Here is a 24,298-nt window from a genome sequence, read left to right on the forward strand (position 1 = left end):
GCCGTACGGGCGTCCGGCCCCACGGCACCGCCGCCTCGGCTCACCGCTCGGCGTCGATCGGCTCCAGGTCCTCGTCCTGGTCCTCGTCCTGGTCCTCGTCCTGGTCCTCGTCCTCGTCGCCGTCGAACTCCAGGTCGTCCTCCTCCTCGATGTCGTCGGAGACGTCCTCGTCGAACACCGCGCTGACGTCGAATCGGCACACCACCCGCTGCGGGTCGACCTGCTCGAACGGCGCCTCCAGCCACTCCCCGGGCTCGGCCGGCTCGTCCGCGGCCGTGACCCAGAGCGTGGAGTCGCCCTCCTCCAGGCCGAACTCCTTGTGCCGGGAAGCGATCTCGTCCGGTTCGAACTCGCCGAACAGGACGCCCAGCGCGCCGTGGACCGTACCGGCGGCGTCCTCCCCCGCGCCGCCGTCGTCCTCGTACTCCACCGCTTCGACCCGCTGGGCCTGCGCCAGCAGCCGCTGGGGCTCCGCCACGGCGTAGTCGCGTCGGATCAGCACACTGATCGCGTTCGGTTCCTCGGGGCCCGCGTACGGCGGCAGCGAGTCGTCCGCACCGGGGATCTCGAAGGGCGTGACCTCGTCGTAGCGGTCGTAGAGCAGCTCGTCGTACACCTCGGCGGCCGCGGCCAGCTCGTTGAACGCCTCGTAGACGGCCGGGTCGTCCTCCCCCGACCTGGCTTCGACCGCCGCCAGGTGACGGTCGAGCGCGGTCTTGACCGCCTCGGCGGCGGCGCGTACCTCGGCAGCGGTGGGCTGCGCAGCATCAGACATAGTGCAGACGCTATCCGTACCGGGCACCAGCCCGCACAATAGATGCGATGCCGGAATACGAATTTGTCGACGTGTACGTACCGCGCGGGGTGTCCCGCAAGGACGCGACACGTCTGCTGACGGACCATGCCGAGTACGGACACTGGGAGTTGGACCGACTGAGCCTGCTGCGAGACGGCAGCCGCAGGGTGCGGTTGCGCCGACGGATCATCCGCCAGGTGCGGGCCACGTGGTGAGGCGGCACGCATGAACAGAGCGGGCCCCGCCGTCCTGGCAGGGCCCGCTCCGTTGTCCGGCCGCTGTCGCGCTACGCCGAGGCCCGGGCCTTGCGGTACAGCACGGCGCCCGCGAGCAGCGCGCCCGCGCCCGCCGGCAGCGCGAGGCCCAGCGGCAGGTCACTGCCGGTGTGGGCGAGCTGGGCGGTGTTCAGGTACGTGCTGGTGTGTCCGCCCTGCTGCTTGACCTGGGACGAGCCGTTCGGGGTGTGGCCGCCGCCTGCGGGCGGGGTCCCCGGGTGGCCCGGAGTTCCCGGGTGCCCAGGCTGACCGGGCGTACCCGGGTGACCAGGCGTACCGGGATGGCCCGGGGTGCCAGGGTGGCCCGGCTGACCGGGCTGGCCCGGGTGCCCCGGCTGACCGGGATGCCCCGGCTCGCCCGGATTCCCGGGCGGCTGGCTCTGCTGACCGCCGCCGTTGGCACAGTCGTTGCCCGTGGTGGCGTTGCCTGCCCCGACGACGTCCACGCTGTTGCCGCACACGTTCACCGGGACGTCGATCGGCACCTGGACGGTGTTGCCCGAGCCGACGCCCGGCGAGTCACTGGTGTCGCCGCCCGCGTGCGAACCGCCGGAGCCACCGGACCCGCCGTGACCCCCCGCGTCGCTGCCGCCATGATTGGCGCATTTGTTGCCCACGGCCGGGTTGAGGAGCCCGACCACGTTGACGGTGTTGCCGCAGACGTTCACCGGCACGTGTACCGGCGCCTGCACCGTGTTGCCGGACAGTACGCCGGGCGAGCCGGCCGCGGAGCCGATCGCGCCCGAGTCGGCCTGTGCGTAGCCGCTCGCGGCGGCGATCACACCGGTGGCGGCCGCCATGGTCAGCAGGCCCTTGCGGGTGCTCTGTCGCATTTCTGGATTCCCCCCTGCCTTCGATTCTCCGTGCATTCCACGGAAAGGAGTTCCGCGGTAAAAAGACCGGTCGGCCTCGGAGCGCATGGCGCGCACCCCGAGGCCGACGGCTCGTGATAGACGCTCTTCAGAAAGTCGGCGTCAGTCGTTGATGCAGGTGTTGCCGAAGGCGGGGTTCAGGAGCCCGATCACGTTGATCGTGTTGCCGCACACGTTCACCGGGACGTGCACGGGCACCTGGACGACGTTGCCGGAAACGACGCCGGGCGAGTTCACGGCGGCACCCTGGGCACCCGAGTCGGCAACGGCCAGGCCCGCGCCGGCGAGAACCAGACCACCGGTGGCAGCGGCGGCAGCGACGACCTTCTTGATCATTATTCCTCCTTGTAGGCAAATGCGATCCACAATGCGGCATCGCATCACCTGTAACGAGGAGGGAGTAATGGAGCTACGAGCTTATCGTCGCATTCACTCTTCTCAGTCGATCTCGTACGGACGCCCGAATACCAGCGCCCAAGACTTCACGACGCGTCGATAAACCGGTCCAGGACCCGCACGCCGAACTTCAGCCCGTCCACCGGCACCCGCTCGTCCACGCCGTGGAACATGCCGGCGAAGTCCAGCTCCGGCGGCAGCTTGAGCGGCGCGAAGCCGAAGCCGCGGATGCCGAGGTCGTCGAAGGACTTGGCGTCGGTGCCGCCGGAGAGCATGTAGGGGATCGCCTTGGCGGTCGGGTCCTCGGCCAGCAGCGCGGACTGCATGGCCTCGACGAGCGCGCCGTCGAAGCTCGTCTCCAGCGCCTTGTCGGAGTGCACGTCCTCGCGCCGGACGTGCGGTCCGAGCAGCCGGTCGAGGTCGCCGAGGAACTCCTCCTCGTGGCCCGGCAGGAAGCGTCCGTCGATGTGCGCGGTGGCCTGGCCCGGGATGACGTTGACCTTGTAACCGGCGTTCAGCTGGGTGGGGTTGGCGGTGTTGCTCAGGGTCGCGCCGATGAGCTTGGCGATGCCGCCGAGCTTGGCCAGGGTGGACTCCATGTCCTCCGGGTCCAGCTCGGTGCCGAGCGCGTCGCCCAGCTCGTCGAGGAAGGCCCGGGTGGTCTTGGTGACCCGCACCGGGAACCTGTGCCGGCCGACCCGGGCGACCGCCTCGGACAGCTCGGTGATGGCGTTGTCCCGGTGGATCATCGACCCGTGCCCGGCGGTGCCGGCCACGGTGAGCTTCATCCAGTGCATGCCCTTCTCGGCCGTCTGGATCAGATAGAGCCGCCGCTGCTCGTTCACGGTGAAGGAGAAGCCGCCCACCTCGCTGATCGCCTCGGTCACGCCCTCGAACAGGTCCGGGTGCCGGTCGACCAGGTGCCGGGCGCCGTACGTGCCGCCGGCCTCCTCGTCGGCGAGGAAGGCGAGCACGATGTCCCGCGGCGGCCGCCGCCCGCTGCGCAGCCGGTCGCGCACGACCGCGAGGGTCATGGCGTCCATGTCCTTCATGTCGACGGCCCCGCGCCCCCAGACGCATCCGTCGGTGACCTCACCGGAGAACGGGTGGTGGGTCCAGTCGTCGGCGTTGGCCGGTACGACGTCCAGGTGGCCGTGGATGAGCAGCGCGGGCCGGGAGGGGTCCTCGCCCTCGATCCGGGCCACGGTGGAGGCGCGCCCCGGGTGCGACTCGAAGATCTTCGGCTCCAGCCCGACCTCGGCGAGCTTCTCCGCGACGTACTCGGCGGCCGTGCGCTCGCCGGGGCCCGAGTGGTCGCCGTAGTTGCTGGTGTCGAACCGGATCAGCTCGCGGCAGAGGTCCACGACCTCGTCCTCGCCGGTGACGCCCTTCGCCGTGTCCGTCTCGCTCACGCTGCGTCCTTCCGCTGTCTGCTGGTTGTCCCCCTCATCCTCTCTCCGGCCCGACCCCGGGCCCAAGACCGGTCCCGGCCCGTCACACGCCGTTCACGCGGGACCGGGGCAGCGGGACGGGGTGTGATCAGCCACCCCCGAAAGCCTGGTAATGTTTCCTTCGTCGCCGCGAGGGAAACCCCGCACGACAGACACCTTGTCCGGGTGGCGGAATGGCAGACGCGCTAGCTTGAGGTGCTAGTGCCCTTTATCGGGCGTGGGGGTTCAAGTCCCCCCTCGGACACCAGTGAGGGCCCCTGTTCATCAGGGGCCCTCTGCTTTTCCTCATCCGCGGCGGCACCGGGCATCAGCTCCTCACGTACATCGCCGGATACACCACACCGGACGCCCCGCCCGCCGCCCTCGTCCACCCGGTCCGGAGGGTGCCACGAGCCGTACCGTGCGTATCGACGGACCGGGCGGGCGGCATCTCGGGACCATCCGCGCCCTGGGCATCGACACCCGGCCGGCGCCCGAGCAGGCGGCACAGCCCCTGCGGGAACTCGTAGCGAAGTTCGCTGCGGGCGGCGGGAGCTGACGGCCACACAAATTGCCCTGTGTGTCCGCTCCCTTGCGGTGCGTGTGGGGCATCTCTCGTGGAGCAGGAAAACAGCAGGTCAGCAGCGTCAGTCCGGTCCGCTCCCAGTCACCCGGACAGCCTTGCCGGGTGGCTGGACCAAGTGGCGGAGCCTAGCGTCGTACTAATATTTCCGGCTTGTTACCGAGCTGGAGCCGGACAACCCCAGGCAGACCTGCGGGCCCGCCAGCGCCCCGGAGGCTTCCGGGATCGAGACGCGAGGACCGATGGCAGCCATAGACGAGAGCAGCGCTCTCGGCCTGCTCGACGAAGAGTTCCGCACGCAGTTCGGCGACAGGGCACGCTTCTCCGCGGGGCCCGCCGCCTCACCGCGCACGCTGGTCGACATCTTCGACGCCTCCGTGCGGTCGTACCCCGACGAACTCGCCCTGGACGACGGCACCCACCGCCTCACCTACCGCGGACTGGCCGTGGAGGTGGAGCAGTTGCGGCGGCAGCTCGCCGAGGCGGGCGTCGGGCTCGGGGACCGGGTCGGGGTGCGGGTTCCCTCCGGGACCAACGAGCTGTACGTGGCGATTCTCGCCGTGCTCGCCGCCGGTGCCGCCTACGTCCCCGTGGACGCCGAGGACCCGGAGGAGCGGGCCGAGTTGGTGTTCGGGGAGGCGGCCGTACGGGCCGTCATCGGGGCCGGGCGCACTGTCACCACCCAGGGCGCCGCCGGCTCCCCCGCCGCCCGGCCCGGTGTCGAGCACGACGCCTGGATCATCTTCACCTCCGGGTCCACCGGGAAGCCGAAGGGCGTGGCCGTCACGCACCGCAGCGCCGCCGCGTTCGTGGACGCGGAGGCGGCCCTCTTCCTCGCCGACGAGCCGATCGGGCCCGGCGACCGGGTCATGGCGGGGCTGTCCGTGGCGTTCGACGCGTCCTGCGAGGAGATGTGGCTGGCCTGGCGGTACGGCGCCTGTCTGGTGCCCGTGCCCCGGTCGCAGGTCAGGAGCGGTGCCGATCTGGGGCCCTGGCTGGTCGAGCAGGAGATCACGGTCGTGTCGACCGTGCCCACTCTGGCCGCGCTGTGGGAGCCCGAGACCCTGAACGACGTACGGCTGCTGATCTTCGGCGGCGAGGCCTGCCCGCCCGAGCTGGCGCAGCGGCTGGTCACCGAGGGGCGCGAGGTGTGGAACACCTACGGGCCGACCGAGGCGACCGTCGTGGCTTGCGCGGCGCTGCTCACGGGTGAGGAGCCGGTGCGGATCGGGCTGCCGCTGAACGGGTGGGAGCTGGCCGTCGTCGACGAGAGCGGGGAGCCCGTGCCCCTGGGGGGCAGTGGGCAGCTCGTGATCGGCGGGGTCGGGCTCGCGCGGTATCTCGATCCCGAGAAGGACGCGGAGAAGTATGCGCCGCTGGAGTCGCTGGGCTGGGAGCGGGCGTATCGCAGTGGTGACCTGGTCAAGGCCGAGCCCGAGGGACTGATCTTCCTGGGGCGGGCCGACGAGCAGATCAAGCTCGGCGGGCGGCGGATCGAGCTGGGCGAGGTGGACGCCGCGCTGCAGGCGCTGCCCGGTGTCGCGGGGGCCGCCGCCGCGGTGCGCACCGCCCGTAGCGGCAACCAGCTCCTCGTCGGGTACGTCGTCACCCAGGACGGCTGGGACCAGGCGGCCGCCGTCGAGAAGCTGCGCGCGGAGCTGCCCGCCGCGCTGGTGCCGCTGCTCGCGCCCGTCGCCGAGCTGCCGACCCGGACGTCCGGAAAGGTGGACCGGAACGCCCTGCCGTGGCCGCTGGAGGGCGTGGAGACCCCCAAGGCCGATCTGTACGGCACCGAGGCCTGGCTCGCCGAGCAGTGGGCCGAGGTGCTGGGCATCCCGGTGACCAGCGCCTCCGACGACTTCTTCGCGATCGGCGGCGGCAGCCTGGCCGCCGCCCAGCTCACCACCCGGCTGCGCACCCGCTACCCGAGCGCCGCCGTGCTCGACATCTACCAGCAGCCCACCCTGCGCAAGCTGGCCCGGCGCCTGGAGGCCTCGGCGCAGGACGACGGCGCACAGCGGACGGTCGCTCCGGTGCCGGTGCGCGCCCAGGCCGTCCAGCTCCTGCTGCTCGTCCCGCTGCTCACGCTGCTCGGGCTGCGCTGGACGGTGGTCCTGGCCGCCGTCGGGAACCTGCTGCCGGCCTACGCCTGGCTGCCGACCGCTCCCTGGTGGCTGCTCGCGGCCGGCGCCCTGTTGTTCTTCAGCCCGCCCGGCCGGATCGCGATCGCGGCGGGCGGGGCGCGGCTGCTGCTGCGGGGCCTTGCGCCCGGGCGGTACCCGCGGGGCGGGAGCGTGCATCTGCGGCTGTGGACCGCCGAGCGGCTGGCCGAGTTCAGCGGCGCCACCTCGCTGACCGGCTCGTGGCTGGAGCGGTACGCGCGGGCGCTGGGCGCACGGATCGGGCCCGAGGTGGACCTGCACTCGCTGCCGCCGGTCACCGGCCTGCTCCGGCTGGGGCGCGGGGCGGCCGTAGAGTCCGAGGTGGACCTGAGCGGGTACTGGCTGGACGGTGACCGATTGGAGGTCGGTCCGGTGCGGGTCGGCGCGCACGCCGTCGTGGGGACGCGCAGCATGCTCTTCCCGGGCGCGCGGGTCGGCAAGCGGGCCGAGGTGGCGCCGGGGTCGGCGGTGACCGGGCAGGTGCCCACCGGTCAGCGGTGGGCGGGCGCGCCCGCGGTCAAGCTCGGCAAGGCCAAGCGCAACTGGCCGAAGGAGCGGCCGCAGCGGGGCACGTACTGGCGGGTCATGTACGGCGTGACGGGCGTTGCGCTGAGTGCCATGCCGGTGTCGGCGGGTGTGGCCGCGCTGCTGGTCGCTCGTGTCTTTGTGGCACCCGGGGCCGGACTCACCGAGGCCCTTGGCAAAGCCGCGCTCGCGCTCGTCCCGGCCACACTGGCCTTCGGGCTGGCGTACGCGCTGCTGATCCTCATCGCCGTACGCCTGCTCAGCCTCGGGCTGCGCGAGGGTACGCACCCGACGCACAGCCGGGTCGGCTGGCAGGCGTGGACCGTGACGCAGCTGATGGACCGGTCCCGCGAGACGCTGTTCCCGCTGTACGCCGGGCTGGTCACGCCGGTGTGGCTGCGGCTGCTGGGAATGCGCGTGGGGCGGGGCGCCGAGGTGTCGACCGTGCTCGCGCTGCCGAGCCTGACCACGGTCGGCGACGGGGCCTTCCTGGCCGACGACACGCTGACCGCGCCGTACGAGCTGGGTGGCGGCTGGGTGCGGATCGGGCGTGCGGAGATCGGGCGGCGGGCCTTCCTCGGGAACTCCGGGATGACCGCGCCGGGGCGGAGCGTGCCGGACGGCGGCCTGGTCGGCGTGCTGTCGGCGACGCCCAAGAAGGCGAAGAAGGGCACCTCGTATCTGGGGCTGCCGCCGGTGAAGCTGCCGCGCAGCGCAACCGGCGGGGATCAGAGCCGTACGTACGACCCGCCCGCCCGGCTGCTGTGGGCGCGCGGTCTGGTGGAGCTGTGCCGGATCGTGCCGGTGTTCTGCTCGGCGGGGCTGGCCGTGCTGACGGTGGCGGCGCTGTGTGCGCTGGGGCCGTGGGCGCCGCTGCTGTCGGGGCTGGTGCTGCTCGCGGCCGGGGCCGCGGCCGCGCTCGCGTCCGTCGTGGCGAAGTGGCTGCTGGTGGGGCGGCACCGCGCCGGGGAGCATCCGCTGTGGAGTTCCTTCGTGTGGCGGGGCGAGCTGGCGGACACGTTCGTCGAGGTGCTGGCCGTGCCGTGGCTGGCCGGGGCCGTGCCGGGGACCCCGGTGATGACGGCGTGGCTGCGCGGGCTCGGCGCCCGCATCGGCAAGGGCGTCTGGGTGGAGAGCTACTGGCTGCCGGAGACGGACCTGGTGACCCTGGAGGACGCGGCCACCGTGAACCGCGGCTGCGTCCTGCAGACTCACCTCTTCCACGACCGGATCTTGCGGACGGATACTGTGGTCCTCCGTGAGGGCGCCACGCTGGGTCCTGGCGGGATCGTGCTGCCCGGCAGCACGGTCGGGGCCCGTACGACCCTGGGTCCCGCGTCGCTCGTCATGGCCGCGGAGTCCGTACCGGACGACACCCGCTGGCTCGGCAACCCGATCGAGGCATGGCGTCCGTGAGCGCAGCCTTTTCGGGCTCGGTGAGCGGTGCACCGGCACGGAGTGGTGGCACAGCGCAGGGAGCGGACACAGCAGTGGCAGTTCAGCAGTCGGTCGGCCCGGACCCGTACTTCCCGGACAACGGTGACTCCCGCTACCGGGTGCACCGCTACGAACTCACGCTGGACTACCGCCCGGGCCCGAACCGGCTGGCGGGCACGGCCCGGATCAACGCCATCGCGGGACGGACGGCGCTCACCGAGTTCCAGCTCAACCTGGCCGACTTCAAGATCGGCCGGGTGCGGGTGGACGGCCGGCAGCCGCACTACACGCACCGTGGCGGCAGGCTGCGCATCCGCCCGGCCAAGCCGGTCCGGGCCGGGGCCGCCTTCACGGTCGAGGTGCACTGGTCCGGCAACCCCGGCCCGGTGTCGAGCCCCTGGGGCGGGATCGGCTGGGAGGAGCTGTCGGACGGGGCGCTGGTGGCGAGCCAGCCGATCGGGGCGCCGACCTGGTACCCGTGCAACGACCGGCCGGCCGACAAGGCGTCGTACCTGATCTCGGTCACCACGCCGTCGGCGTACGCGGTGGTCGCGGGCGGGCGCCTGCTGACCCGTACGACGAAGGCCTCGACGACCACCTGGGTGTACGAGCAGGCCGCGCCCACGTCCAGCTATCTGGTGGGTCTCGCGATCGGCAAGTTCCAGACGGTGCTGCTGGGCGACCCGGGGCCGGGCGGCATCCCGCAGCACGGGCACATCCCGGCGCAGCTGCTGCCCGAGTTCTCCCGGGACTTCGCGCGGCAGCCCGCGATGATGGAGCTGTTCCAGGAGCTGTTCGGGCCGTACCCGTTCGACGAGTACGCGGTCGCGGTGACCGAGGAGGAACTCGATGTGCCCGTCGAGGCACAGGGGTTGTCGCTGTTCGGCTCCAACCACGTGGACGGGGCGCGGGGTTCGGAGCGGCTGGTGGCGCACGAGCTGGCGCACCAGTGGTTCGGCAACTGCGTGTCCATCGCCGACTGGCGGCACATCTGGCTGAACGAGGGCTTCGCCAAGTACGCGGAGTGGCTGTGGTCGGAGCGCTCGGGCGGCCGCAGCGCCCAGCAACTGGCTGCCGCCGCACACCGGTTGCTGTCCACGCTGCCGCAGGACCTCCGGCTGGCCGACCCGGGCCGCAAGTCGATGTTCGACGACCGGCTCTACGAGCGGGGCGGCCTGACCCTGCACGCGGTGCGCTGCGCGCTGGGCGACGAGGCGTTCTTCCTCATGGTGCGCAGCTGGGTGCGGCTGCACCGGAACGGTTCGGTGACGACGTCGGCGTTCACGGCGCACGTGGCCCGGTTCGCGGACGAGCCGGTGGACGGGCTGTTCGAGGCGTGGGTGTACGGGGCGGCACTGCCGCCGCTGCCGATGCAGGGCACGCGGGCGGCCGTCTAGCTCTCGAAGTCGAGCAGCACTTTGCACGACCGGCTCCGGTAGGCGGCCAGGGCGAACGCCGCCTCGGCCTGCCGTACCGGAACGACCGCGCTGATCAGCCGGCCGTCGAACTCCGCGCGGGCCGCCAGCAGGCGCAGTGCCTCGTCGAACTCGGTGTCGAAGCGGAACGCGCCCCGCAGCTCGATCTCCCGGCTCACCAGGAGGTTTCCGGGGAAGGGGCGCTGTCCCGGCCGTCATCGCCGTACCGCTCCTAGATCACCAGGGACAGCAGCAGGACCAGTCCGCCGGCGACCACCGAGATGATCGTCTCCATCACTGACCAGGTCTTGACGGTCTGTCCGACGCTCAGCCCGAAGTACTCCTTCACCAGCCAGAAGCCGGCGTCGTTGACATGGCTGAAGAAGAGCGAGCCGGCGCCGATGGCGAGGACCAGCAGGGCGGTGTGGGTGGTCGACATGTCGGCCGCGAGCGGCGCGACCAGACCGGCCGCGGAGATCGTCGCCACCGTCGCCGAGCCGGTGGCCAGCCGGATCGCCACCGCGATCAGCCAGGCCAGCAGCAGCGCCGGGATCGACCAGTCCTTGGAGATGTCCAGGATCATCTGGCCGACGCCGGAGTCGATCAGCGTCTGCTTGAAGCCGCCGCCCGCACCGACGATCAGCAGGATGCCCGCGATGGGCATCAGGCCCTTGTCGACCGTCTGCTGGAGCCGGTCCTTGCCGAACCCGGCGGCCCGGCCCAGTGTGAAGAAGCCGACGATGACCGCGGCGAGCAGCGCGATCAGCGGGGAGCCGACGACGTCGAAGACCCGCTGGGTCATGTCGGTGGGGTCGTCGACGACGATGTCCACCAGGGCCTTGGCCAGCATCAGCACCACGGGGAGCAGCATGGTGGCGAGCGTCGCGCCGAAGCCGGGCCGGCGCTCCAACTCCTCGGAGGCACGCTGCGGGAGCATGCGGTCTGGGGCCGGGACGTCCACCCAGCGGGCGGCGAACCGGGAGAAGACGGGGCCGGCGATGATCACCGTGGGTATGGCGACGAGGATGCCGAGCGCCAGGGTCACGCCCAGGTTGGCGCCGACCGCGTCGATCGCGACCAGCGGGCCGGGGTGCGGCGGGATCAGGCCGTGCATCACGGACAGACCGGCCAGCGCCGGGATGCCGATGCGCATCAGGGAGTAGTTGCCGCGCTTGGCGACCATCAGCACGACCGGGATCAGCAGCACGATGCCGACCTCGAAGAACAGCGGCAGGCCGACCACGGACGCGATCAGCACCATCGCCCAGGGCATCGCACGTCCGCCCGCCTTGGCGAGGATCGTGTCGACGATCTGGTCGGCGCCGCCGGAGTCGGCGAGGAGCTTGCCCAGGATCGCCCCGAGCGCGATCAGGACGCCGACGCCGGCCACCGTGGCGCCGAGCCCGGTGGTGAAGCTGGTGATGGCCTTGTCCAGCGGTGCCCCGGCGACGGCCCCGAGGACCAGCGAGCCGATGGTCAGCGCCAGGAAGGCGTGGAGCTTGAACTTGGTGATGAGCAGGACGATGACGGCGATGCCCGCCAGGACGGCGATGCCGAGCTGCGCGTGGCCGGCCGAGGTGATGGGCTGGACGGTGTCCGATGCCAGCATCTCGACGCTGAGTCTGGTCACGGGGGTTCCCTTGCAGGTACGGGGGACGGGGGTGGGGTGCTACGCGGATGTGTCGGAGAGCGCGTCGAGCGCCTTCACGGCTCGATCGGTGATCTCCTCGGGGCTGCCGCTGACGTCCACGGCGACTCCCTGTTCGTCGGACTCCAGGGGCTGGAGGGTGGCGAACTGGGAGTCCAGCAGGGCGGTCGGCATGAAGTGACCCTGCCGGTGGGACATGCGGTCCTCGATGAGCCGGCGGTCGCCCGTGAGGTGCACGAACACGATCCCGGGCGCCACGGCCCGGAGCCGGTCCCGGTACGACCGCTTCAGCGCCGAGCTGCTGACCACCCCGCCGAGCCCGGCCCGCCCGTGCGCCCAGTGACCGATGGCGTCGAGCCACGGCCACCTGTCGGCGTCCTGGAGCGGGATCCCGGCCGACATCTTGTCGATGTTGGCCTTGGGGTGGAAGTCGTCGCCCTCGGCGTACGGGACGCCCAGCCGGGCGGCGAGCAGAGGACCGATCGTGGTCTTGCCCGTCCCGGCGACGCCCATCACGACGACGACCTGGGGGGTGCGCATGACTGCCTCGCTGTCTTCCTCGACATCCGACGCCGACGTCCGGCGTCGCCACACTGAAACCTATTAGGTACGACGAATTCAAGGGTGTGTGACATATAAGTCTGACTTTTTGGCTCTGTGATCCACGCCGTACTCTGAGTGCATGAGCACACCGGGCCGGGGGCTGCACGGCCGCGTACTGGACACCCTCGGTCCCGCGATCACCGCCGGCGAGTACCCGCCGGGCAGCGTGCTGCGCACCGACGAGCTGGCACAGCACTTCGAGGTGTCACGTTCCGTGATGCGCGAGGCGGTTCGGGTGCTGGAGTCCATGCACCTGGTCGAGTCCCGTCGCCGGGTGGGCGTGACGGTCCGCCCCAAGGCCGAGTGGAACGTCTACGACCCGCAGGTCATCCGCTGGCGCCTCGCGGGCGCCGACCGCCCGCACCAGCTGCGCTCCCTGACCGTGCTGCGCTCGGCGATCGAGCCGGTGGCGGCGGGCCTGACCGCGAAGAACGCCACGGCCGAGCAGTGCGCAGAACTCACCGAGTGCGCACTGGGCATGGTGTCCAACTCACGCGGTCACCGGCTGGAGGCGTATCTGGTCCACGACATCGCCTTCCACCGGGTCATCCTCACGGCTTCGGGCAACGAGATGTTCGCGCGTCTCGGCGACGTCGTCGCGGAGGTGCTGGCGGGGCGCACCCATCACGAGGTGATGTTCGAGGACCCCGACCCGGCTGCCGTGACCCTGCATGTGCAGGTCGCGGAGGCGGTGCGCGCGGGCGACGCCGCCCGCGCCGAACAGCTGACCCGCGAGATCACCGTGGGCGCCCTCCAGGAACTCGACATCCTGGCGCCCTAGTCGAGGAAGTCCCCGTCGACGTACACCCACGCCCCGTCCACCCGCTCGAACCGGCTGCGCTCGTGCAGTGAGCCGCCGCGGTAGGAGGCGCGGAACGTCACCGTGCCGGTGGTGTGGAAGGCGGACCCGTCGGTGCTGCCGAGGATCTCCAGCCCCGTCCACTTCATGCCCGGGTCCAGGTCCAGCCGTTCCGGCCGGGTCCGGGGATGCCAGGTCCGCAGCAGGTACCCCGTGTCCCCCTTCACGAACGCGCTGTACCGCGACCGCATCAGCGCCTCGGCGGTCGGCGCGGCGGCGGACCCCGAGTGGAAGCGGCCGCAGCAGGCGTCGTAGGACTCGGGTCGGCCGCAGGGGCAGGTGCGCGTGGTCATGGCCCACATTCTGCCCGTGACCGGGGAGGCGCCCGCCGCCGGTGCGGTGCACAGTGGAAGAGGAGACGCGCCGGTGCGTCCCGTTGCCTCGCAGCGCAGTGAGGAGAGACGGACGATGACTCGACCCGTGAGCAACCGTCCTCCGTCCGTCAAGGAATGGCGGCTGAACCTGTACCTGTCCGAACACGACCCGGACACCACGGCCCGGATCATCCTGGACACCGGGGACAACGTCCTGGAGAGCCACGCGGAGGCCCGCAGGAGCCCCTACGACACGGCGGTGCCCGAGATCGGTGACGAACTCGCGGCCGGACGTGCGCTGATCGCCATGGGCCGCCTGCTGCTGCGCGCGGCCGCGGGCGACATGAAGGAGATGGGCGCGATCGAGATCGACACTCCCGCGCCCCTCTGGCCGACCCAGGGATGACGGAGCTGTGCCGTGCTCTTCACCGACCGAGTCGAGGCGGGGCGGCTGCTGGGCGCCCGTCTCGAGTACCTGAGGGGTCAGGACGTCGTGGTGCTGGGACTGCCGCGCGGCGGGGTGCCGGTCGGCGCGGCGGTCGCCGAGGCGCTCGACGCCCCCCTGGACGTCTGCCTGGTGCGCAAGCTGGGCGTGCCCGACCAGCCGGAGCTGGGCATGGGCGCGATCGGCGAGGGCGGCGTACGGGTGATCAACGACGAGGTGCTGCGCCTCACCGGCGTCGGCCCGGCGGCACTGGAACGGGTCGAGAGACACGAGCGCGAGGTGCTCGCACAGCGGGCCGCCCGCTACCGGGGCGACCGCACGCCCGTCGCCGTCGCGGGCCGGACCGCCGTGGTCGTCGACGACGGTGTGGCCACCGGCTCGACCGCGCGGGCGGCCTGCCAGATCGCCCGGGCCCGGGGCGCGGCGCGGATCGTGCTGGCGGTCCCCGTGGCGCCACGGGACTTCGCCCGGCGGCTCGGCGGGGACGCCGACGAACTGGTCAGCCTGGACACCCCGGACGACTTCCTCGCGATCGGCCAGTTCTACGTCGACTTCGCCCAGACCGACGACGACGAGGTCACGGCCTGTCTGCGGCAGGCGGCCAGGCGGCACGACCGGTTCGCCGGCACCGGCGCCGAGGACCGCGAGGTGGAGGTGGCGGCCGGTGCCGTACGGCTGCGCGGGCGGCTCACCCTGCCCGAGGGCGCGACCGGGGTCGTCGCCTTCGCCCACGGCAGCGGCAGCAGCCGACACAGCCCGCGCAACCGGTTCGTGGCCGAGGGACTGAACCGGGCCGGCCTCGGCACCCTTCTGTTCGACCTGCTCACCGAGGCCGAGGAGCGCGACCGGGCCAACGTGTTCGACATCGGGCTGCTGGCCGGGCGGCTGGCCGGCGCCACCGGATGGCTGCGCGAGGAACCCGACGTCGAAGGGCTCGCCGTCGGCTACTTCGGCGCCAGCACCGGCGCGGCCGCCGCCCTGTGGGCGGCCGCCGAACCGTCGGCGCGCCCCGCCGCGGTCGTCTCCCGCGGTGGCCGGCCCGACCTCGCCGGGCCGCGGCTGCCCGAGGTGACGGCGCCCACGCTGCTCATCGTGGGCGGGGCCGACATCCAGGTGCTCGGGCTCAACCAGGAGGCACAGGCGCAACTGCGGTGCGAGAACCGGCTTGAGGTGGTCCCCGGCGCCACGCATCTGTTCGAGGAGCCCGGCACCCTGGAGCGGGTGACCGAGCTGGCCCGCGACTGGTTCACCGACCACATGGCACCCGCGCACGTGTAGGTGGGGATCATGCCCGAGGGGCTCGTCACCCTGTTCCTCGCCGGTGACGTCATGCTCGGCCGGGGCGTCGACCAGATCCTCCCGCACCCCGGTGACCCCGCCCTTCGGGAGGGCTACCTGCACGACGCCCGCGACTACGTCGCCCTGGCGGAGGCGGCAAACGGTCCGGTACCGCAGCCGGTGGCCCCCGCCTGGCCCTGGGGCGAGGCGCTGCCGGTGCTGGAGCGTGCCGCGCCCGACGTGCGGGTGATCAATCTGGAGACGGCGGTCACCGAGGACGGCCGCTTCGCGCCGGGCAAGGGAGTCCACTACCGGATGAACCCGGCCAACCTGCCCGCTCTCGCCGCGGCGCGGCCCGACGTCTGTGTGCTCGCCAACAACCACGTGCTCGACTTCGGGATGCAGGGCCTCCTGGAGACGCTGGACTCCCTTGCGGCGGCCGGGCTGCGCATCGCGGGTGCCGGCCGGGACGAGGACGCGGCCTGGCGTCCGGCGGCCGTACCGCTGCAGGCGGGCGGACGTGTGCTGGTCTTCTCCTTCGGGATGCCGTCCAGCGGCATCCCGCACGGCTGGGCCGCCGGTGCCGAGCGGTCCGGGGTGGCCCTGGTCGCCGCGCCGACCGAGGACGCCGCGGCCGCCTTCGCCGACCGGCTGCGACAGGCCGGCCGCCCGGACGACATCGTGGTCGCCTCCGTCCACTGGGGCTCCAACTGGGGCTACGGCGTCTCGCACGCCGAGGTCCGCTTCGCCCACGCGCTCGTCGACGCCGGGGTGGACGTCGTCCACGGCCACTCCTCGCACCACCCGCGCCCGGTGGAGGTGTACCGCGACCGACTTGTGCTGTACGGCTGCGGCGACCTGGTCGACGACTACGAGGGCATCGGCGGCTACGAGCGTTACCGGGACGACCTGCGGCTGCTGTACCTGGCCTCGCTCGAACCCGGTACAGGCCGGCTGACCGGCCTGCGGATGGTGCCGCTCCAGGCCCGCCGGATGCGCCTGGAGCACGCGTCGGCCGAGGACACCGCCTGGCTGCGCGCCACCCTCGACCGGTGCAGCCATGACTTCGGCACCCGGGTCGAGCTGGGGGACGACGGCACACTCACGGTGCGGGCCCTGCGGTGAAACGGGAGTTCAGCTCCGCCCGGCCTTGCGCAGGAACTTGCGCAGGCGGGTCAGGGGCCAGGTGTTGATCACGTCGTCCTTGGTGAGCCAGCCGCGCTGTGCGGTGGCGACGCCGTAGCGCAGTTGGTCGAGGTGGAGGACGGAGTGGGCGTCGGTGTTCACGGCGAACTTCACCCCGTGCTCCCGGGCCCGCAGGATGTCCTCGTCACGCAGGTCCAGCCGGTCCGGCTGGGCGTTGACCTCCAGCGCGGTGCCGTGGCGGGCGCAGGCGGCGAACACCTCGTCCCAGTCGGCGTCGACGCCCGGCCGTTTGCCGATGAGCCGGGTGGTCGGGTGGCCGATGACGTTCACGTACGGGTTCTCGCAGGCCCGCAGGAGCCGCCGGGTCATCGCCCCCCGGTCCAGGTCGAAGTGCGAGTGCAGGGAGGCCACGCACAGGTCGAAGCCGGCCAGGAAGTCGTCCGGCCAGTCCACGTCGCCGTCGGGGCCGATGTTCAGCTCCGTACCGTGCAGGAGTCTCATCCTGCCCAACGTGCCGTCCAGTTCTCGCAGTTGCTCCCGCTGGGCGAGGATCTTCTCGTCGGTCATGCGCTGCATGTACAGGTTGGGCGCGTGGTCGGTGACCGCGTAGTAGGCGTAGCCGCGTGCGGCGGCGGCCTCCAGCATCGTCTCCAGCGGTGCGAGGCCGTCGGTGAGGTCCGTGTGGGTGTGCAGGTCGCCGCGGATGTCACGCTCGCTCAGGACCTCGGGCAGCTCGCCATGCAGGGCCGCTTCGATCTCTCCCCGGTCCTCGCGCAGCGTGGGCGGGATCCAGGGCAGGCCGAGCCGGTCGTACACCTCCTCCTCCGTGCGGGAGGCGAGCGATTCGTCGCTCTCCGCGTCGAACAGGCCGTACTCGGACAGCTTCAGCCCCTGGTGGACGGCGATGGTGCGGGTGCGGATGTTGTGCGCCTTGGAGCCGGTGAAGTACTGCAGTCCGGCGCCCCATGAGTCTGGCGGCAGCACCCGCAGGTCGACCTGGAGGCCCTTGCCGGTGCGGATCGACGTCTTCTTCGTGCCCTGGGCGATGACCTCGGCGGTGGACGGCAGGGCACACAAGGCCTCCATGAAGGGGGCGGACCGTTTCGCCGCCACGAGCACGTCAAGGTCCCCGATGGTCTCCCTCATCCGGCGCACGGACCCGGCGTAGGTGCAGCGCTTGCAGCCGGTCACCGCGGACAGCTCGGCGACGATCTCCTCGGCGGTCTCCAGCGCGAGGGACAGCGGGATCCGCCCGCCCGCGCGCTGCATCAGCTCGATGCCGTGCCGGAGGTTCTCCTGCGTCTTCTCGCCGAACCCCTTCAGGTCGGCCAGCGCGTCCGCCTCGATGGCCGCGGCCAGTTCGTCGACCGAGGAGATGTGCAGGTCCTCGTAGAGCCGCAGTGCCTTCTTCGGACCGAGCGTGGGGATCGTGATCAGTGCCCGCACGCCGGCGGGGATCTTCGCCCGACGCTCCTCGACCACGGCCATCTTGCCGGTGCGCAGGTACTCGATCACCTTCTCGGCGATCGACTTACCCACGTTCGGGATCTCCTTCAAGCCGTCGGCGTCCAGCTGGGAGATGTCCGTGGGATGGCCGCCGATGGCACGCGCGGCCTTCTCGTAGGCGCGCGCCTTGAAGGCGTCGCCTCCCGTGATCGCGATGAGGTCCGCGTACTCCTGCAGGAGCGCCTCGACCTCTTCATTGCGCCGGGCCACCCTTCAAGTCTAGGAAGAGACCGCTCGCCGCGTCCTCAGGGACGCCACAAGGGGTGCTCCCGCTTGGCCCACTCCCTGCTCACCGACCCCGTCCGCAGTCCCCGGCGTGCCTCCGGGTCCGCCAGTGCCATGCCGATGTGGCCGGCCAGGACCACGCCGATGGTCAGCGCCAGCCAGTCGTGGACGAAGGTCGCCGAGGTGCGCCACATCAGCGGGGTGAGGTGGGTGAACCACATCATCAGGCCGGTGCCGAGCATGACCAGGGTGGCCCCGGCGATCCAGGCGGCGTAGACCTTCTGGCCCGCGTTGAACTTGCCCGCCGGGCGCGAGGAGTGGCGCTTGTCGCGCACGAGCACGGCGCGCAGCCACACGCGGTCGTGGGGGCCGAAGCGGTTGAGGAAGCGCAGGTCGGTGCGGAAGGCCCGGGAGGCCAGGCCGAGCAGGACCGGGACGGGCAGGGCCAGCCCGGCGCACTCGTGGATGCGTACGACCAGTGCGCGGCGCCCGACGAGCACGGCCAGCTGCGGGATGTAGAGGCAGGCCGCGGTCACCACGCACACGCCCATCAGGGCGGCCGTGGTGCGGTGCACCCACCGTTCGGCCCGGCTGAAGCGGTGGACGCGCGCGTTCGTCGGGGCCGGGGTCTCAGCTCGTAGGCTCATCGGTCCGTCCGTTCGAGCGGCCGACCCAGGCGTCGACGTCGTAGCCGAGGTTCTCCCAGTAACCGGGCCGGACCTCGTCGGTCACGGTGATGCCGGAGAGCCATTTGGCCGACTTGTAGAAGTACATGGGGGCGACGTAGAGCCGGGCCGGGCCGCCGTGGTCGTGGCCGATGTCCTTGTCCTGCATGCGCAGGGCGACCAGGACGTCCGGGCGGCGGGCCTGGGCGAGGGTGAGGCTCTCGGTGTAGGTGCCGTCGAAGCAGGTGAAGCGGATGGCCTTGCCGGAGGCCCGGACGCCTGCGGCGTCCAGCAGGTGGGAGAGGCGTACGCCCTCGAAGGGGGTGCCCGGGACCCGCCAGCCGGTGACGCACTGGACGTCCTTGACCAGCCGGGTCTGCGGCAGGGCACGCAGCTCGGCGAGGGTGTAGGTGTGCGGGTGGTCGACCAGGCCGTCGACGGTGAGCCGGTAGTCGGCGGGGCTCTTGTGCGGGACGGACGCGGCGACCGAGTAGTAGCGGAAGCCGCCGCCGTTGGGCAGCAGGCCGGTCAGGCCCGTGGGGTCCTTGCCGGAGACGGTGCCGAGGAAGCCCTCCAGGCCGCGTTGCAGCACCGGAGCGGCGGCGACGCCGAGGGCGCCCAGGCCGAGGGTGCCGAGGAAGACACGGCGGCCGATCGGCCTGCCCTCCGGTTCCTCGGCTGGTTCAGAGTTCACGTAGTCATTCGAGCACTTCCGGCCTCTCTCGGGCCAGGGAGTCGGGCCACAGGTCAGACTTCCGTAATCACTTCTCACCTACGGCTCGGGAAACGACGCCTCGGGTAACGGTCTGCCGAGTGCGCGGGAGCGGGCGGTGCGGAAGGCCTGCCAGGCGTCGCGGTGCGGGTAGGACCAGGGGGCCCGGGTGGCGTGCCGGCCGATGCGCTGGAAGAGGGCCGCGGCCTCGGCCGGGCGGCCGGCCGAGGACATGGCGAACGCCAGGTGGTTGAGGTCGATGTGGCGGCGGGGGTGGTCGTCGTGCTCCCACTCCAGCCACCAGTCGAAGGCCGCGCGCAGGATCCGGCGGGCCCGGGGGCCCGACCAGTGCCCGGAGCCGACCGGGTCGCCGGGGGTCGGCCCGGTGGCGGCCAGGACCCGGTAGCGCTCGGCGTACGCGACCACCGGCAGGACGGCCAGCGGGGAGTCGGCAGGGGCCTCGGCGGCGGCCAGCTCGGCGAGGTCGTACACCTCGTGGGACTCGGCCCGGCCGCCCTGGGGCCGCTCGGCGAGCCGGGCGACCAGCAGGTGGTGTCCGTGGTGGTGCTCGGGATGCCGCTCGCGCAGTTGGGCGAAGGTGCGCAGCACCTCGTGCTCCGGGCCCTGGGTGCGGGCCAGCTGGAGCAGGCCGAGCCAGGGGGTGGGGTCGGCGGGGGCGAGCGTGGCGGCGGTGTGGCAGGCCTCGCGGGCCCGGTCGGCGTCGTCCTTGCCGCGCAGGGTGCGCTGGACCAGGGCGAGGGCGTGCAGGGTGGCGGCGTCGGCTGAGCCGGGCTCGGCGAGCAGCCACTCGTGCGACCAGGCGGCGGCGTAGGGCTCCGCGGCGAGCACGGTGGCCCGGTGCCCCCGCCGGTCCCAGTCGTCGCCGGTGTGCAGCAGCAACGACCGGGCGACCTGCCAGCGGCCCTGGGCCAGCGCGGCCCGGGCGGCGAGGAGTTCGGCGTCGCCGAGCGCGTCGTCGAAGGCATCCGGTAAGACGCCGGAGTCGTCCGGGGCGGTGTCGCCGGACTGGTCCGTGGGGGCCCGGCGAGCGCCGAGCAGAGGCGGGAGTGGGGTCACCGCAGGACTTCCTGTTTCTCGGGCTGCCATCGACCGATCACGCACAGCAAACCCCCAGCCAAGGTTTGCGTCAAGCGGAACCCGGGTTGGTGCTCACTTCAACCATCTTGCGGGGCAAGGCACTTGACGTGCAGACGCCCTGTTTGCCGTACCACAGAGGCGAGGTGGGGACGGGCTTCTGTGGCGTACGCCATGGCGCCGCGCGTCCGCGCGGCCGACCATGGCCGGACTGTTCCGGGTCTCTCCGGGGCGATGCGGCCCCGGGAGCGCTACAGTCGGCCACTACGCGTCCGTGGTCCGGCCGGATGATCGAGGTACGCAGCGTGTCGGTTCTGGTTCTCTTCCTCGCCGTGAGCGCGGCCGGCTGTGTCGGTTTCGGATTCGTGCTCCAGCAGAACGCCGCCCAGAAGGCACCGCTCGGCGACTTCCTGTCGTTCCGGCTGCTGCTCGACCTGATGCGGGTGCCGCGCTGGCTCGGCGGCATCGGCCTGATGACGGCCGGCATGGCGCTGGGTGCCGTCGCGCTCGGCAAGGGTGAGATCTCGCTCGTCGAGCCGCTGCTCGCCACGAACCTGCTGTTCGCGCTCGCCCTCTCCCGCCACCAGACCAGACAGTCCCTGGGCCGTCAGGGCTGGACCGGCCTCGCGCTGCTCGCGGGCGGCGTGAGCGCGTTCATCATGGCGGGCGAGCCGCGCGGTGGCAGCGCGGTCGCCGACCCGGTGCGGCACTGGCTGATCATCGGCGCGATGCTCGGCGCGGCCATGGTGCTCACGACGTACGCCAAGCGGTCCCGGCTGAGCTGGGGCCCGGTGCTGCTGGCGACCGCCGCCGGGCTGCTGTACGGCGTGCAGGACGCGCTGACCCGGGTGAGCGGCACCCGCTTCTCCGAGGGCGGCTTCACGGAACTGCTCACCAGCTGGCAGCCGTACGGCGTGCTCGCGCTGGGCATCACCGGTCTCGTCCTGGTGCAGAGCGCCTTCGAGACGGCCCCGCTGCGCATGTCGCTGCCCGCGCTCACCGCGGCCCAGCCGCTCGCCGGCATCCTGTGCGGGGTGGGCTTCCTCGGCGACCGGCTGCACACCGACACCGGGGCGCTGGCCTGGGAGGCCGCGGGGCTCGCGGCGATCGTCGCGGGCATCGTGCTGCTCGGGCTGCACCCGGCGATGCCGTGCGGCACGCAGGCGGAGCGCGCGAGGGACCTGACGGCACGCTGAGCCGGCCGCGCGGGGCCCTGCTTGGATACGGGCATGAACCCTGCTGACGAGATCCTCGACATCGTCGACGAGCACGACCGCGTCGTCGCCCAGGTCGCGCGCGGCGAGGCGTACGCCCGGGGCCTGCGCCACCGGTGCGTGTTCATCCAGGCCCGGGACGCGGCCGGGCGGCTCTTCGTCCACCGGCGCACCGCGACCAAGCTGGTGTTCCCGGCCCTCTACGACATGTTCGTCGGCGGGGTCGTGGGCGCCGGCGAGTCCTACGACGAGGCGGCGCTGCGGGAGGCGGAGGAGGAGCTGGGCGTGACCGGCCTGCCCCGGCCGGCCTTCCTGTTCAAGTTCCTCTACGACGACGGGGCCGGGAACAGCTGGTGGTCGGCGGTGTACGAGGTGCGGTGCGACCTTCCGGTACAGCCCCAGGCGGAGGAGGTCCAGTGGCACGACTTCCTGCCCGAGGACGAGGTCGAGCAGCGGCTCGGCGACTGGGAGTGGGTGCCGGACGGTCTGGCGGCGTACGAGCGCCTGAGGGCGTTTCGTGCCGCCCGTTGAGGCCCCGGTAGGGTCCTGCGCGTGATCGAATTCGTACGGAACGTCCGGCTCTGGTTCGCCCCGGAACAGGTGCGCGAGGAGGGCAGCACACCCGACTACCGGTTCTCGCTGGCCAACGAGCGCACGTTCCTGGCCTGGCTGCGCACCGCGCTCGCGCTGATCGGCGGCGGTTTCGCGGTGGACCAGTTCCTGCCGGACCTGCGCTGGGCGTCGCGGGTCGGCCTGGCGCTCGCGCTGCTCGGCGCCGGTCTGCTGTGCTCGCTGCGTGCGGTGAACCACTGGGTGGCCTGCGAGCGGGCGATGCGGCGGGGCGAGGATCTTCCGGCGTCCCGCTTCCCGGCGATGCTGAGCCTGGTGGTCGCGGTGGTGGCGGTCGCGATGGTCGTGGTGGTGCTGGTCGGATGGGAAGGGTGAGCACCGAGGCCCGGGATCCCGGGCTGCAGCCGGAGCGCACCCGGCTGGCCTGGCGGCGTACGACGCTGTCGAGCACCGTGGCCGCCGTACTCGCCGTGCGGACCGCGCTGCACGGCGGACCCACGGCCGTCGGTGTCGTCCTGGGCGCCCTGTGCTGCGCCCTCTGGCTGGGCTTCCTGTGGGTGGCCCACCACCGGATCCGCGCGCTCGCGGCCGGCCCGCACCCGGCCGCGCTGACACCCCGGCACGCGACGGCGGCGGTGCTGTGCACGGTGGCGATGGCCGCGTGCGCGGCCGTACTCGTGTTCTAGGCGGTGCCTCCCCCTGCCGGTCCAGGCGGTGCCTCCCCCTGCCGGTCCAGACGGCGCCTTCCCCTGCCGGGTCTAGTCGGTGCCCTCCTCGGCCTCCCAGTCCACCGTGACCACGATCTTGCCCCGGGTGCGCCCCTCCTGGCTCAGCCGGTGCGCGTCCGCCGTCCGCTCCAGCGGCAGGGCCTCCTGGACGTGCACGGACACGGCCCCCTGCTCCGCCAGCTCGGTCAGGCGGGCCAGGTCCGCGGCGTCGGGGCGGACGAAGCAGTACCGGCCGCCGTAGCTCAGCACCTCGGCGTCGGCGATGGACGCGAGCCGGCCCTCGGGGGCGAGCAGGTTGGCGGAGACCTTCAGCGTGTCACCGCCGACGGTGTCGAAGACCGCGTCCACGCCCTCGGGAGCCATTCCGCGCACCCGTTCGGCCAGGCCCTCGCCGTAGGTGACCGGCTCGCCGCCGAGGCTGCGTACGAAGTCGTGGTTGCGCTCGCTCGCCGTGCCGATCATCCGGGCGCCCACGTGGGCGCCGATCTGGACGGCCAGCGAGCCGACCCCGCCGGCCGCCGCGTGCACCAGCACGGTCTCACCGCGCTTGATCTCCAGCGTCTTCACCAGGACCTGGTAGGCGGTGAGCCCGGCCAGCGGCAGTCCCGCGGCCTCCTCGAAGGACAGGTTGCGCGGCTTGCGGGCCAGGGTGCGCACGGGCGCGGCGACGTACTCGGCGAAGGTGCCCCGGGACAGGAAGTCCTCGCGGACGTAGCCGATCACCTCGTCGCCGACGGAGAACTCCGTGACGGCGACTCCGGGCTGCACCACCACACCGCTCACGTCCCAGCCCGGGACGACCGGGAAGACGGCGTCCAGGACGGGGTCGAGGTAGCCCTCGCGACACTTCCAGTCGACCGGGTTGACCGCTGCCGCGCGCACCTTGACCAGCACCTGGTCGGGGCCGACCTTCGGGTCGCGGACCTCCCCGTACTCCAGCACCTCGGGTCCGCCGTAGCGGCTGTAGCTGATGCCCTTCATGCCCTCGACCTTCCGGGGTACTCGTGCGCCACGCAACCGGTATGCCCCGATATGTCCCGTTTGCGCGCGTAGCCTGTCGGTCGCCACCGTTCCGTACCCCTCGAAGGTGAACACATGACCACGCTCCACCAGGAACACACCGAGCACGGCACCCACAGCCACGGCCCGGGCTGCGGGCACACCGCCGTCCAGCACCTCGACCACCTCGACTACGCACACGACGGCCATCTGCACCGCGAGCACGGCGGCCACTGGGACGAGTGCGAACCGGCCGGCCACACCCCGCACGAGGGCCACGAGCACGTGCACCACGAGGAGTGCGGGCACGCCCAGGTGCAGCACGGCGACCACGTCGACTACCTGCACGACGGACACCGGCACGCCGAGCACGGGGACCACTGGGACGACCACTGACCCC

General features: G+C 72.2%; 25 protein-coding genes, 1 tRNA gene and 1 pseudogene. 14 read left to right on the forward strand and 13 right to left on the reverse strand.

All coding sequences use genetic code 11. The annotated features are described in order from the left end of the window. Positions 1–40: 40 nt before the first annotated feature. Positions 41–775 (reverse strand): hypothetical protein, encoded by a 735-nt coding sequence (locus ACFYZZ_RS40790; RefSeq protein ID WP_389187696.1) that lies wholly within the window; start codon positions 773–775, stop codon positions 41–43. A 47-nt stretch (positions 776–822) separates the two neighbouring features. On the opposite strand from ACFYZZ_RS40790, the gene ACFYZZ_RS40795 reads away from it, so the two are divergent. Then, the gene (locus ACFYZZ_RS40795) at positions 823–1,011 is read left to right on the forward strand and encodes a DUF5703 family protein (RefSeq protein WP_005485166.1); all 189 of its coding nucleotides are present in this window, start codon (positions 823–825) and stop codon (positions 1,009–1,011) included. Positions 1,012–1,082: 71 nt separating this feature from the next. On the opposite strand, the gene ACFYZZ_RS40800 is transcribed toward ACFYZZ_RS40795, so the two are convergent. The 3 genes from ACFYZZ_RS40800 to ACFYZZ_RS40810 form a co-directional block, all read right to left on the reverse strand. Then, on the reverse strand, positions 1,083–1,904 hold the full coding sequence (locus ACFYZZ_RS40800; protein ID WP_389187699.1) for a chaplin family protein: 822 nt from the start codon (positions 1,902–1,904) through the stop codon (positions 1,083–1,085). 141 nt (positions 1,905–2,045) lie between these two features. Next, positions 2,046–2,279, reverse strand: coding sequence for a chaplin ChpH (gene chpH, locus ACFYZZ_RS40805; protein ID WP_389187701.1), 234 nt, complete (start codon positions 2,277–2,279; stop codon positions 2,046–2,048). Positions 2,280–2,425: 146 nt separating this feature from the next. Next, on the reverse strand, positions 2,426–3,751 hold the full coding sequence (locus tag ACFYZZ_RS40810; protein WP_389187704.1) for a M20/M25/M40 family metallo-hydrolase: 1,326 nt from the start codon (positions 3,749–3,751) through the stop codon (positions 2,426–2,428). 198 nt (positions 3,752–3,949) lie between these two features. Here ACFYZZ_RS40810 and ACFYZZ_RS40815 point away from each other — a divergent pair. The 4 genes from ACFYZZ_RS40815 (at position 3,950) to ACFYZZ_RS40830 (ending at position 9,873) form a co-directional block, all read left to right on the forward strand. Beyond that, a tRNA-Leu gene (locus ACFYZZ_RS40815) sits at positions 3,950–4,037 on the forward strand. 153 nt (positions 4,038–4,190) lie between these two features. Next, a complete protein-coding gene (locus ACFYZZ_RS40820; RefSeq protein WP_389187707.1) occupies positions 4,191–4,328 on the forward strand; it encodes a hypothetical protein in 138 nt (45 codons plus the stop codon). Between the two features lie 266 nt (positions 4,329–4,594). Continuing rightward, complete coding sequence (locus tag ACFYZZ_RS40825) at positions 4,595–8,455, forward strand: Pls/PosA family non-ribosomal peptide synthetase (protein WP_389187710.1); 3,861 nt, start codon at positions 4,595–4,597, stop codon at positions 8,453–8,455. 74 nt (positions 8,456–8,529) lie between these two features. Next, entirely contained in the window at positions 8,530–9,873 is a 1,344-nt protein-coding gene (locus tag ACFYZZ_RS40830; protein ID WP_386574662.1) for a M1 family metallopeptidase, read from the forward strand. Here the strand turns inward: ACFYZZ_RS40830 and ACFYZZ_RS40835 are convergent. From ACFYZZ_RS40835 to ACFYZZ_RS40845, 3 genes and pseudogenes are all read right to left on the reverse strand, one after another. Continuing rightward, positions 9,870–10,103 (reverse strand): annotated as a pseudogene (locus ACFYZZ_RS40835) (L-idonate 5-dehydrogenase); the annotation flags it as partial. The gene ACFYZZ_RS40830 and the pseudogene ACFYZZ_RS40835 overlap by 4 nt on opposite strands. A 20-nt stretch (positions 10,104–10,123) precedes the next feature. Next, complete coding sequence (locus ACFYZZ_RS40840) at positions 10,124–11,521, reverse strand: GntP family permease (protein ID WP_389187714.1); 1,398 nt, start codon at positions 11,519–11,521, stop codon at positions 10,124–10,126. A 39-nt stretch (positions 11,522–11,560) separates the two neighbouring features. Then, positions 11,561–12,079, reverse strand: coding sequence for a gluconokinase (locus tag ACFYZZ_RS40845; RefSeq protein ID WP_386574658.1), 519 nt, complete (start codon positions 12,077–12,079; stop codon positions 11,561–11,563). Between the two features lie 142 nt (positions 12,080–12,221). Here ACFYZZ_RS40845 and ACFYZZ_RS40850 point away from each other — a divergent pair, with 142 nt between their 5' ends. Continuing rightward, a complete protein-coding gene (locus ACFYZZ_RS40850; protein ID WP_389187717.1) occupies positions 12,222–12,923 on the forward strand; it encodes a FadR/GntR family transcriptional regulator in 702 nt (233 codons plus the stop codon). Here ACFYZZ_RS40850 and ACFYZZ_RS40855 read toward each other — a convergent pair. After that, complete coding sequence (locus ACFYZZ_RS40855) at positions 12,920–13,294, reverse strand: YchJ family protein (RefSeq protein ID WP_386574656.1); 375 nt, start codon at positions 13,292–13,294, stop codon at positions 12,920–12,922. The two genes, ACFYZZ_RS40850 and ACFYZZ_RS40855, sit on opposite strands and share 4 nt — an antisense overlap. A gap of 127 nt (positions 13,295–13,421) precedes the next feature. Between ACFYZZ_RS40855 and ACFYZZ_RS40860 the strand changes: the two genes are divergently transcribed. Genes ACFYZZ_RS40860 through ACFYZZ_RS40870 form a run of 3 tightly spaced genes read left to right on the forward strand, consistent with a single transcriptional unit; the run spans position 13,422 to position 16,163 of the window. After that, positions 13,422–13,721 (forward strand): dsRBD fold-containing protein, encoded by a 300-nt coding sequence (locus tag ACFYZZ_RS40860; RefSeq protein ID WP_389187720.1) that lies wholly within the window; start codon positions 13,422–13,424, stop codon positions 13,719–13,721. A gap of 12 nt (positions 13,722–13,733) precedes the next feature. Then, positions 13,734–15,038 (forward strand): phosphoribosyltransferase family protein, encoded by a 1,305-nt coding sequence (locus ACFYZZ_RS40865; RefSeq protein WP_389187723.1) that lies wholly within the window; start codon positions 13,734–13,736, stop codon positions 15,036–15,038. Between the two features lie 9 nt (positions 15,039–15,047). Beyond that, positions 15,048–16,163, forward strand: coding sequence for a CapA family protein (locus ACFYZZ_RS40870; RefSeq protein WP_389187725.1), 1,116 nt, complete (start codon positions 15,048–15,050; stop codon positions 16,161–16,163). 9 nt (positions 16,164–16,172) lie between these two features. On the opposite strand, the gene polX is transcribed toward ACFYZZ_RS40870, so the two are convergent. From polX to ACFYZZ_RS40890, 4 genes are all read right to left on the reverse strand, one after another. After that, on the reverse strand, positions 16,173–17,900 hold the full coding sequence (gene polX / locus ACFYZZ_RS40875) for a DNA polymerase/3'-5' exonuclease PolX (protein ID WP_389187728.1): 1,728 nt from the start codon (positions 17,898–17,900) through the stop codon (positions 16,173–16,175). Positions 17,901–17,935: 35 nt separating this feature from the next. After that, on the reverse strand, positions 17,936–18,562 hold the full coding sequence (locus ACFYZZ_RS40880) for a cytochrome b/b6 domain-containing protein (RefSeq protein ID WP_389187732.1): 627 nt from the start codon (positions 18,560–18,562) through the stop codon (positions 17,936–17,938). Next, a complete protein-coding gene (locus tag ACFYZZ_RS40885; protein WP_389187735.1) occupies positions 18,546–19,274 on the reverse strand; it encodes a molybdopterin-dependent oxidoreductase in 729 nt (242 codons plus the stop codon). The genes ACFYZZ_RS40880 and ACFYZZ_RS40885 overlap by 17 nt, the downstream gene beginning before the upstream one ends. A gap of 78 nt (positions 19,275–19,352) precedes the next feature. Further along, positions 19,353–20,369 (reverse strand): hypothetical protein, encoded by a 1,017-nt coding sequence (locus tag ACFYZZ_RS40890; protein WP_389187738.1) that lies wholly within the window; start codon positions 20,367–20,369, stop codon positions 19,353–19,355. A 305-nt stretch (positions 20,370–20,674) separates the two neighbouring features. Here ACFYZZ_RS40890 and ACFYZZ_RS40895 point away from each other — a divergent pair, with 305 nt between their 5' ends. The 4 genes from ACFYZZ_RS40895 to ACFYZZ_RS40910 are packed head-to-tail and all read left to right on the forward strand — an operon-like array spanning position 20,675 to position 22,857. Then, the gene (locus ACFYZZ_RS40895) at positions 20,675–21,583 is read left to right on the forward strand and encodes a DMT family transporter (RefSeq protein WP_389187741.1); all 909 of its coding nucleotides are present in this window, start codon (positions 20,675–20,677) and stop codon (positions 21,581–21,583) included. A gap of 33 nt (positions 21,584–21,616) precedes the next feature. Further along, the gene (locus ACFYZZ_RS40900; protein ID WP_389187744.1) at positions 21,617–22,132 is read left to right on the forward strand and encodes an NUDIX hydrolase; all 516 of its coding nucleotides are present in this window, start codon (positions 21,617–21,619) and stop codon (positions 22,130–22,132) included. 21 nt (positions 22,133–22,153) lie between these two features. After that, entirely contained in the window at positions 22,154–22,546 is a 393-nt protein-coding gene (locus ACFYZZ_RS40905) for a YidH family protein (RefSeq protein WP_389187747.1), read from the forward strand. Continuing rightward, positions 22,534–22,857: a DUF202 domain-containing protein gene (locus ACFYZZ_RS40910; protein ID WP_389187749.1), complete on the forward strand. Its 324-nt coding sequence runs from the start codon at positions 22,534–22,536 to the stop codon at positions 22,855–22,857. The genes ACFYZZ_RS40905 and ACFYZZ_RS40910 overlap by 13 nt, the downstream gene beginning before the upstream one ends. A gap of 72 nt (positions 22,858–22,929) precedes the next feature. On the opposite strand, the gene ACFYZZ_RS40915 is transcribed toward ACFYZZ_RS40910, so the two are convergent. Further along, positions 22,930–23,880, reverse strand: a complete 951-nt coding sequence (locus tag ACFYZZ_RS40915) for an NADP-dependent oxidoreductase (RefSeq protein ID WP_389187752.1) — start codon at positions 23,878–23,880, stop codon at positions 22,930–22,932. A gap of 114 nt (positions 23,881–23,994) precedes the next feature. Here ACFYZZ_RS40915 and ACFYZZ_RS40920 point away from each other — a divergent pair, with 114 nt between their 5' ends. Then, positions 23,995–24,294 (forward strand): hypothetical protein, encoded by a 300-nt coding sequence (locus ACFYZZ_RS40920; protein ID WP_389187755.1) that lies wholly within the window; start codon positions 23,995–23,997, stop codon positions 24,292–24,294. Positions 24,295–24,298: the final 4 nt, after the last annotated feature.

The organism is Streptomyces sp. NPDC001816 (genome assembly GCF_042892235.1).
Lineage (GTDB): Bacteria > Actinomycetota > Actinomycetes > Streptomycetales > Streptomycetaceae > Streptomyces.

Bases quoted from the DNA above. Each gene is read 5' to 3' on its own strand.
- ACFYZZ_RS40920 (WP_389187755.1), top strand. From the start codon at position 23,995: ATGACCACGCTCCACCAGGAACACACCGAGCACGGCACCCACAGCCAC.
- ACFYZZ_RS40845 (WP_386574658.1), bottom strand. From the start codon at position 12,079: ATGCGCACCCCCCAGGTCGTCGTCGTGATGGGCGTCGCCGGGACGGGC.
- ACFYZZ_RS40800 (WP_389187699.1), bottom strand. From the start codon at position 1,904: ATGCGACAGAGCACCCGCAAGGGCCTGCTGACCATGGCGGCCGCCACC.
- ACFYZZ_RS40880 (WP_389187732.1), bottom strand. From the start codon at position 18,562: ATGAGCCTACGAGCTGAGACCCCGGCCCCGACGAACGCGCGCGTCCAC.
- ACFYZZ_RS40795 (WP_005485166.1), top strand. From the start codon at position 823: ATGCCGGAATACGAATTTGTCGACGTGTACGTACCGCGCGGGGTGTCC.
- ACFYZZ_RS40825 (WP_389187710.1), top strand. From the start codon at position 4,595: ATGGCAGCCATAGACGAGAGCAGCGCTCTCGGCCTGCTCGACGAAGAG.
- ACFYZZ_RS40855 (WP_386574656.1), bottom strand. From the start codon at position 13,294: ATGACCACGCGCACCTGCCCCTGCGGCCGACCCGAGTCCTACGACGCC.
- ACFYZZ_RS40895 (WP_389187741.1), top strand. From the start codon at position 20,675: ATGATCGAGGTACGCAGCGTGTCGGTTCTGGTTCTCTTCCTCGCCGTG.
- chpH (WP_389187701.1), bottom strand. From the start codon at position 2,279: ATGATCAAGAAGGTCGTCGCTGCCGCCGCTGCCACCGGTGGTCTGGTT.
- ACFYZZ_RS40910 (WP_389187749.1), top strand. From the start codon at position 22,534: ATGGGAAGGGTGAGCACCGAGGCCCGGGATCCCGGGCTGCAGCCGGAG.
- ACFYZZ_RS40900 (WP_389187744.1), top strand. From the start codon at position 21,617: ATGAACCCTGCTGACGAGATCCTCGACATCGTCGACGAGCACGACCGC.
- ACFYZZ_RS40915 (WP_389187752.1), bottom strand. From the start codon at position 23,880: ATGAAGGGCATCAGCTACAGCCGCTACGGCGGACCCGAGGTGCTGGAG.
- ACFYZZ_RS40870 (WP_389187725.1), top strand. From the start codon at position 15,048: ATGCCCGAGGGGCTCGTCACCCTGTTCCTCGCCGGTGACGTCATGCTC.
- ACFYZZ_RS40790 (WP_389187696.1), bottom strand. From the start codon at position 775: ATGTCTGATGCTGCGCAGCCCACCGCTGCCGAGGTACGCGCCGCCGCC.
- ACFYZZ_RS40850 (WP_389187717.1), top strand. From the start codon at position 12,222: ATGAGCACACCGGGCCGGGGGCTGCACGGCCGCGTACTGGACACCCTC.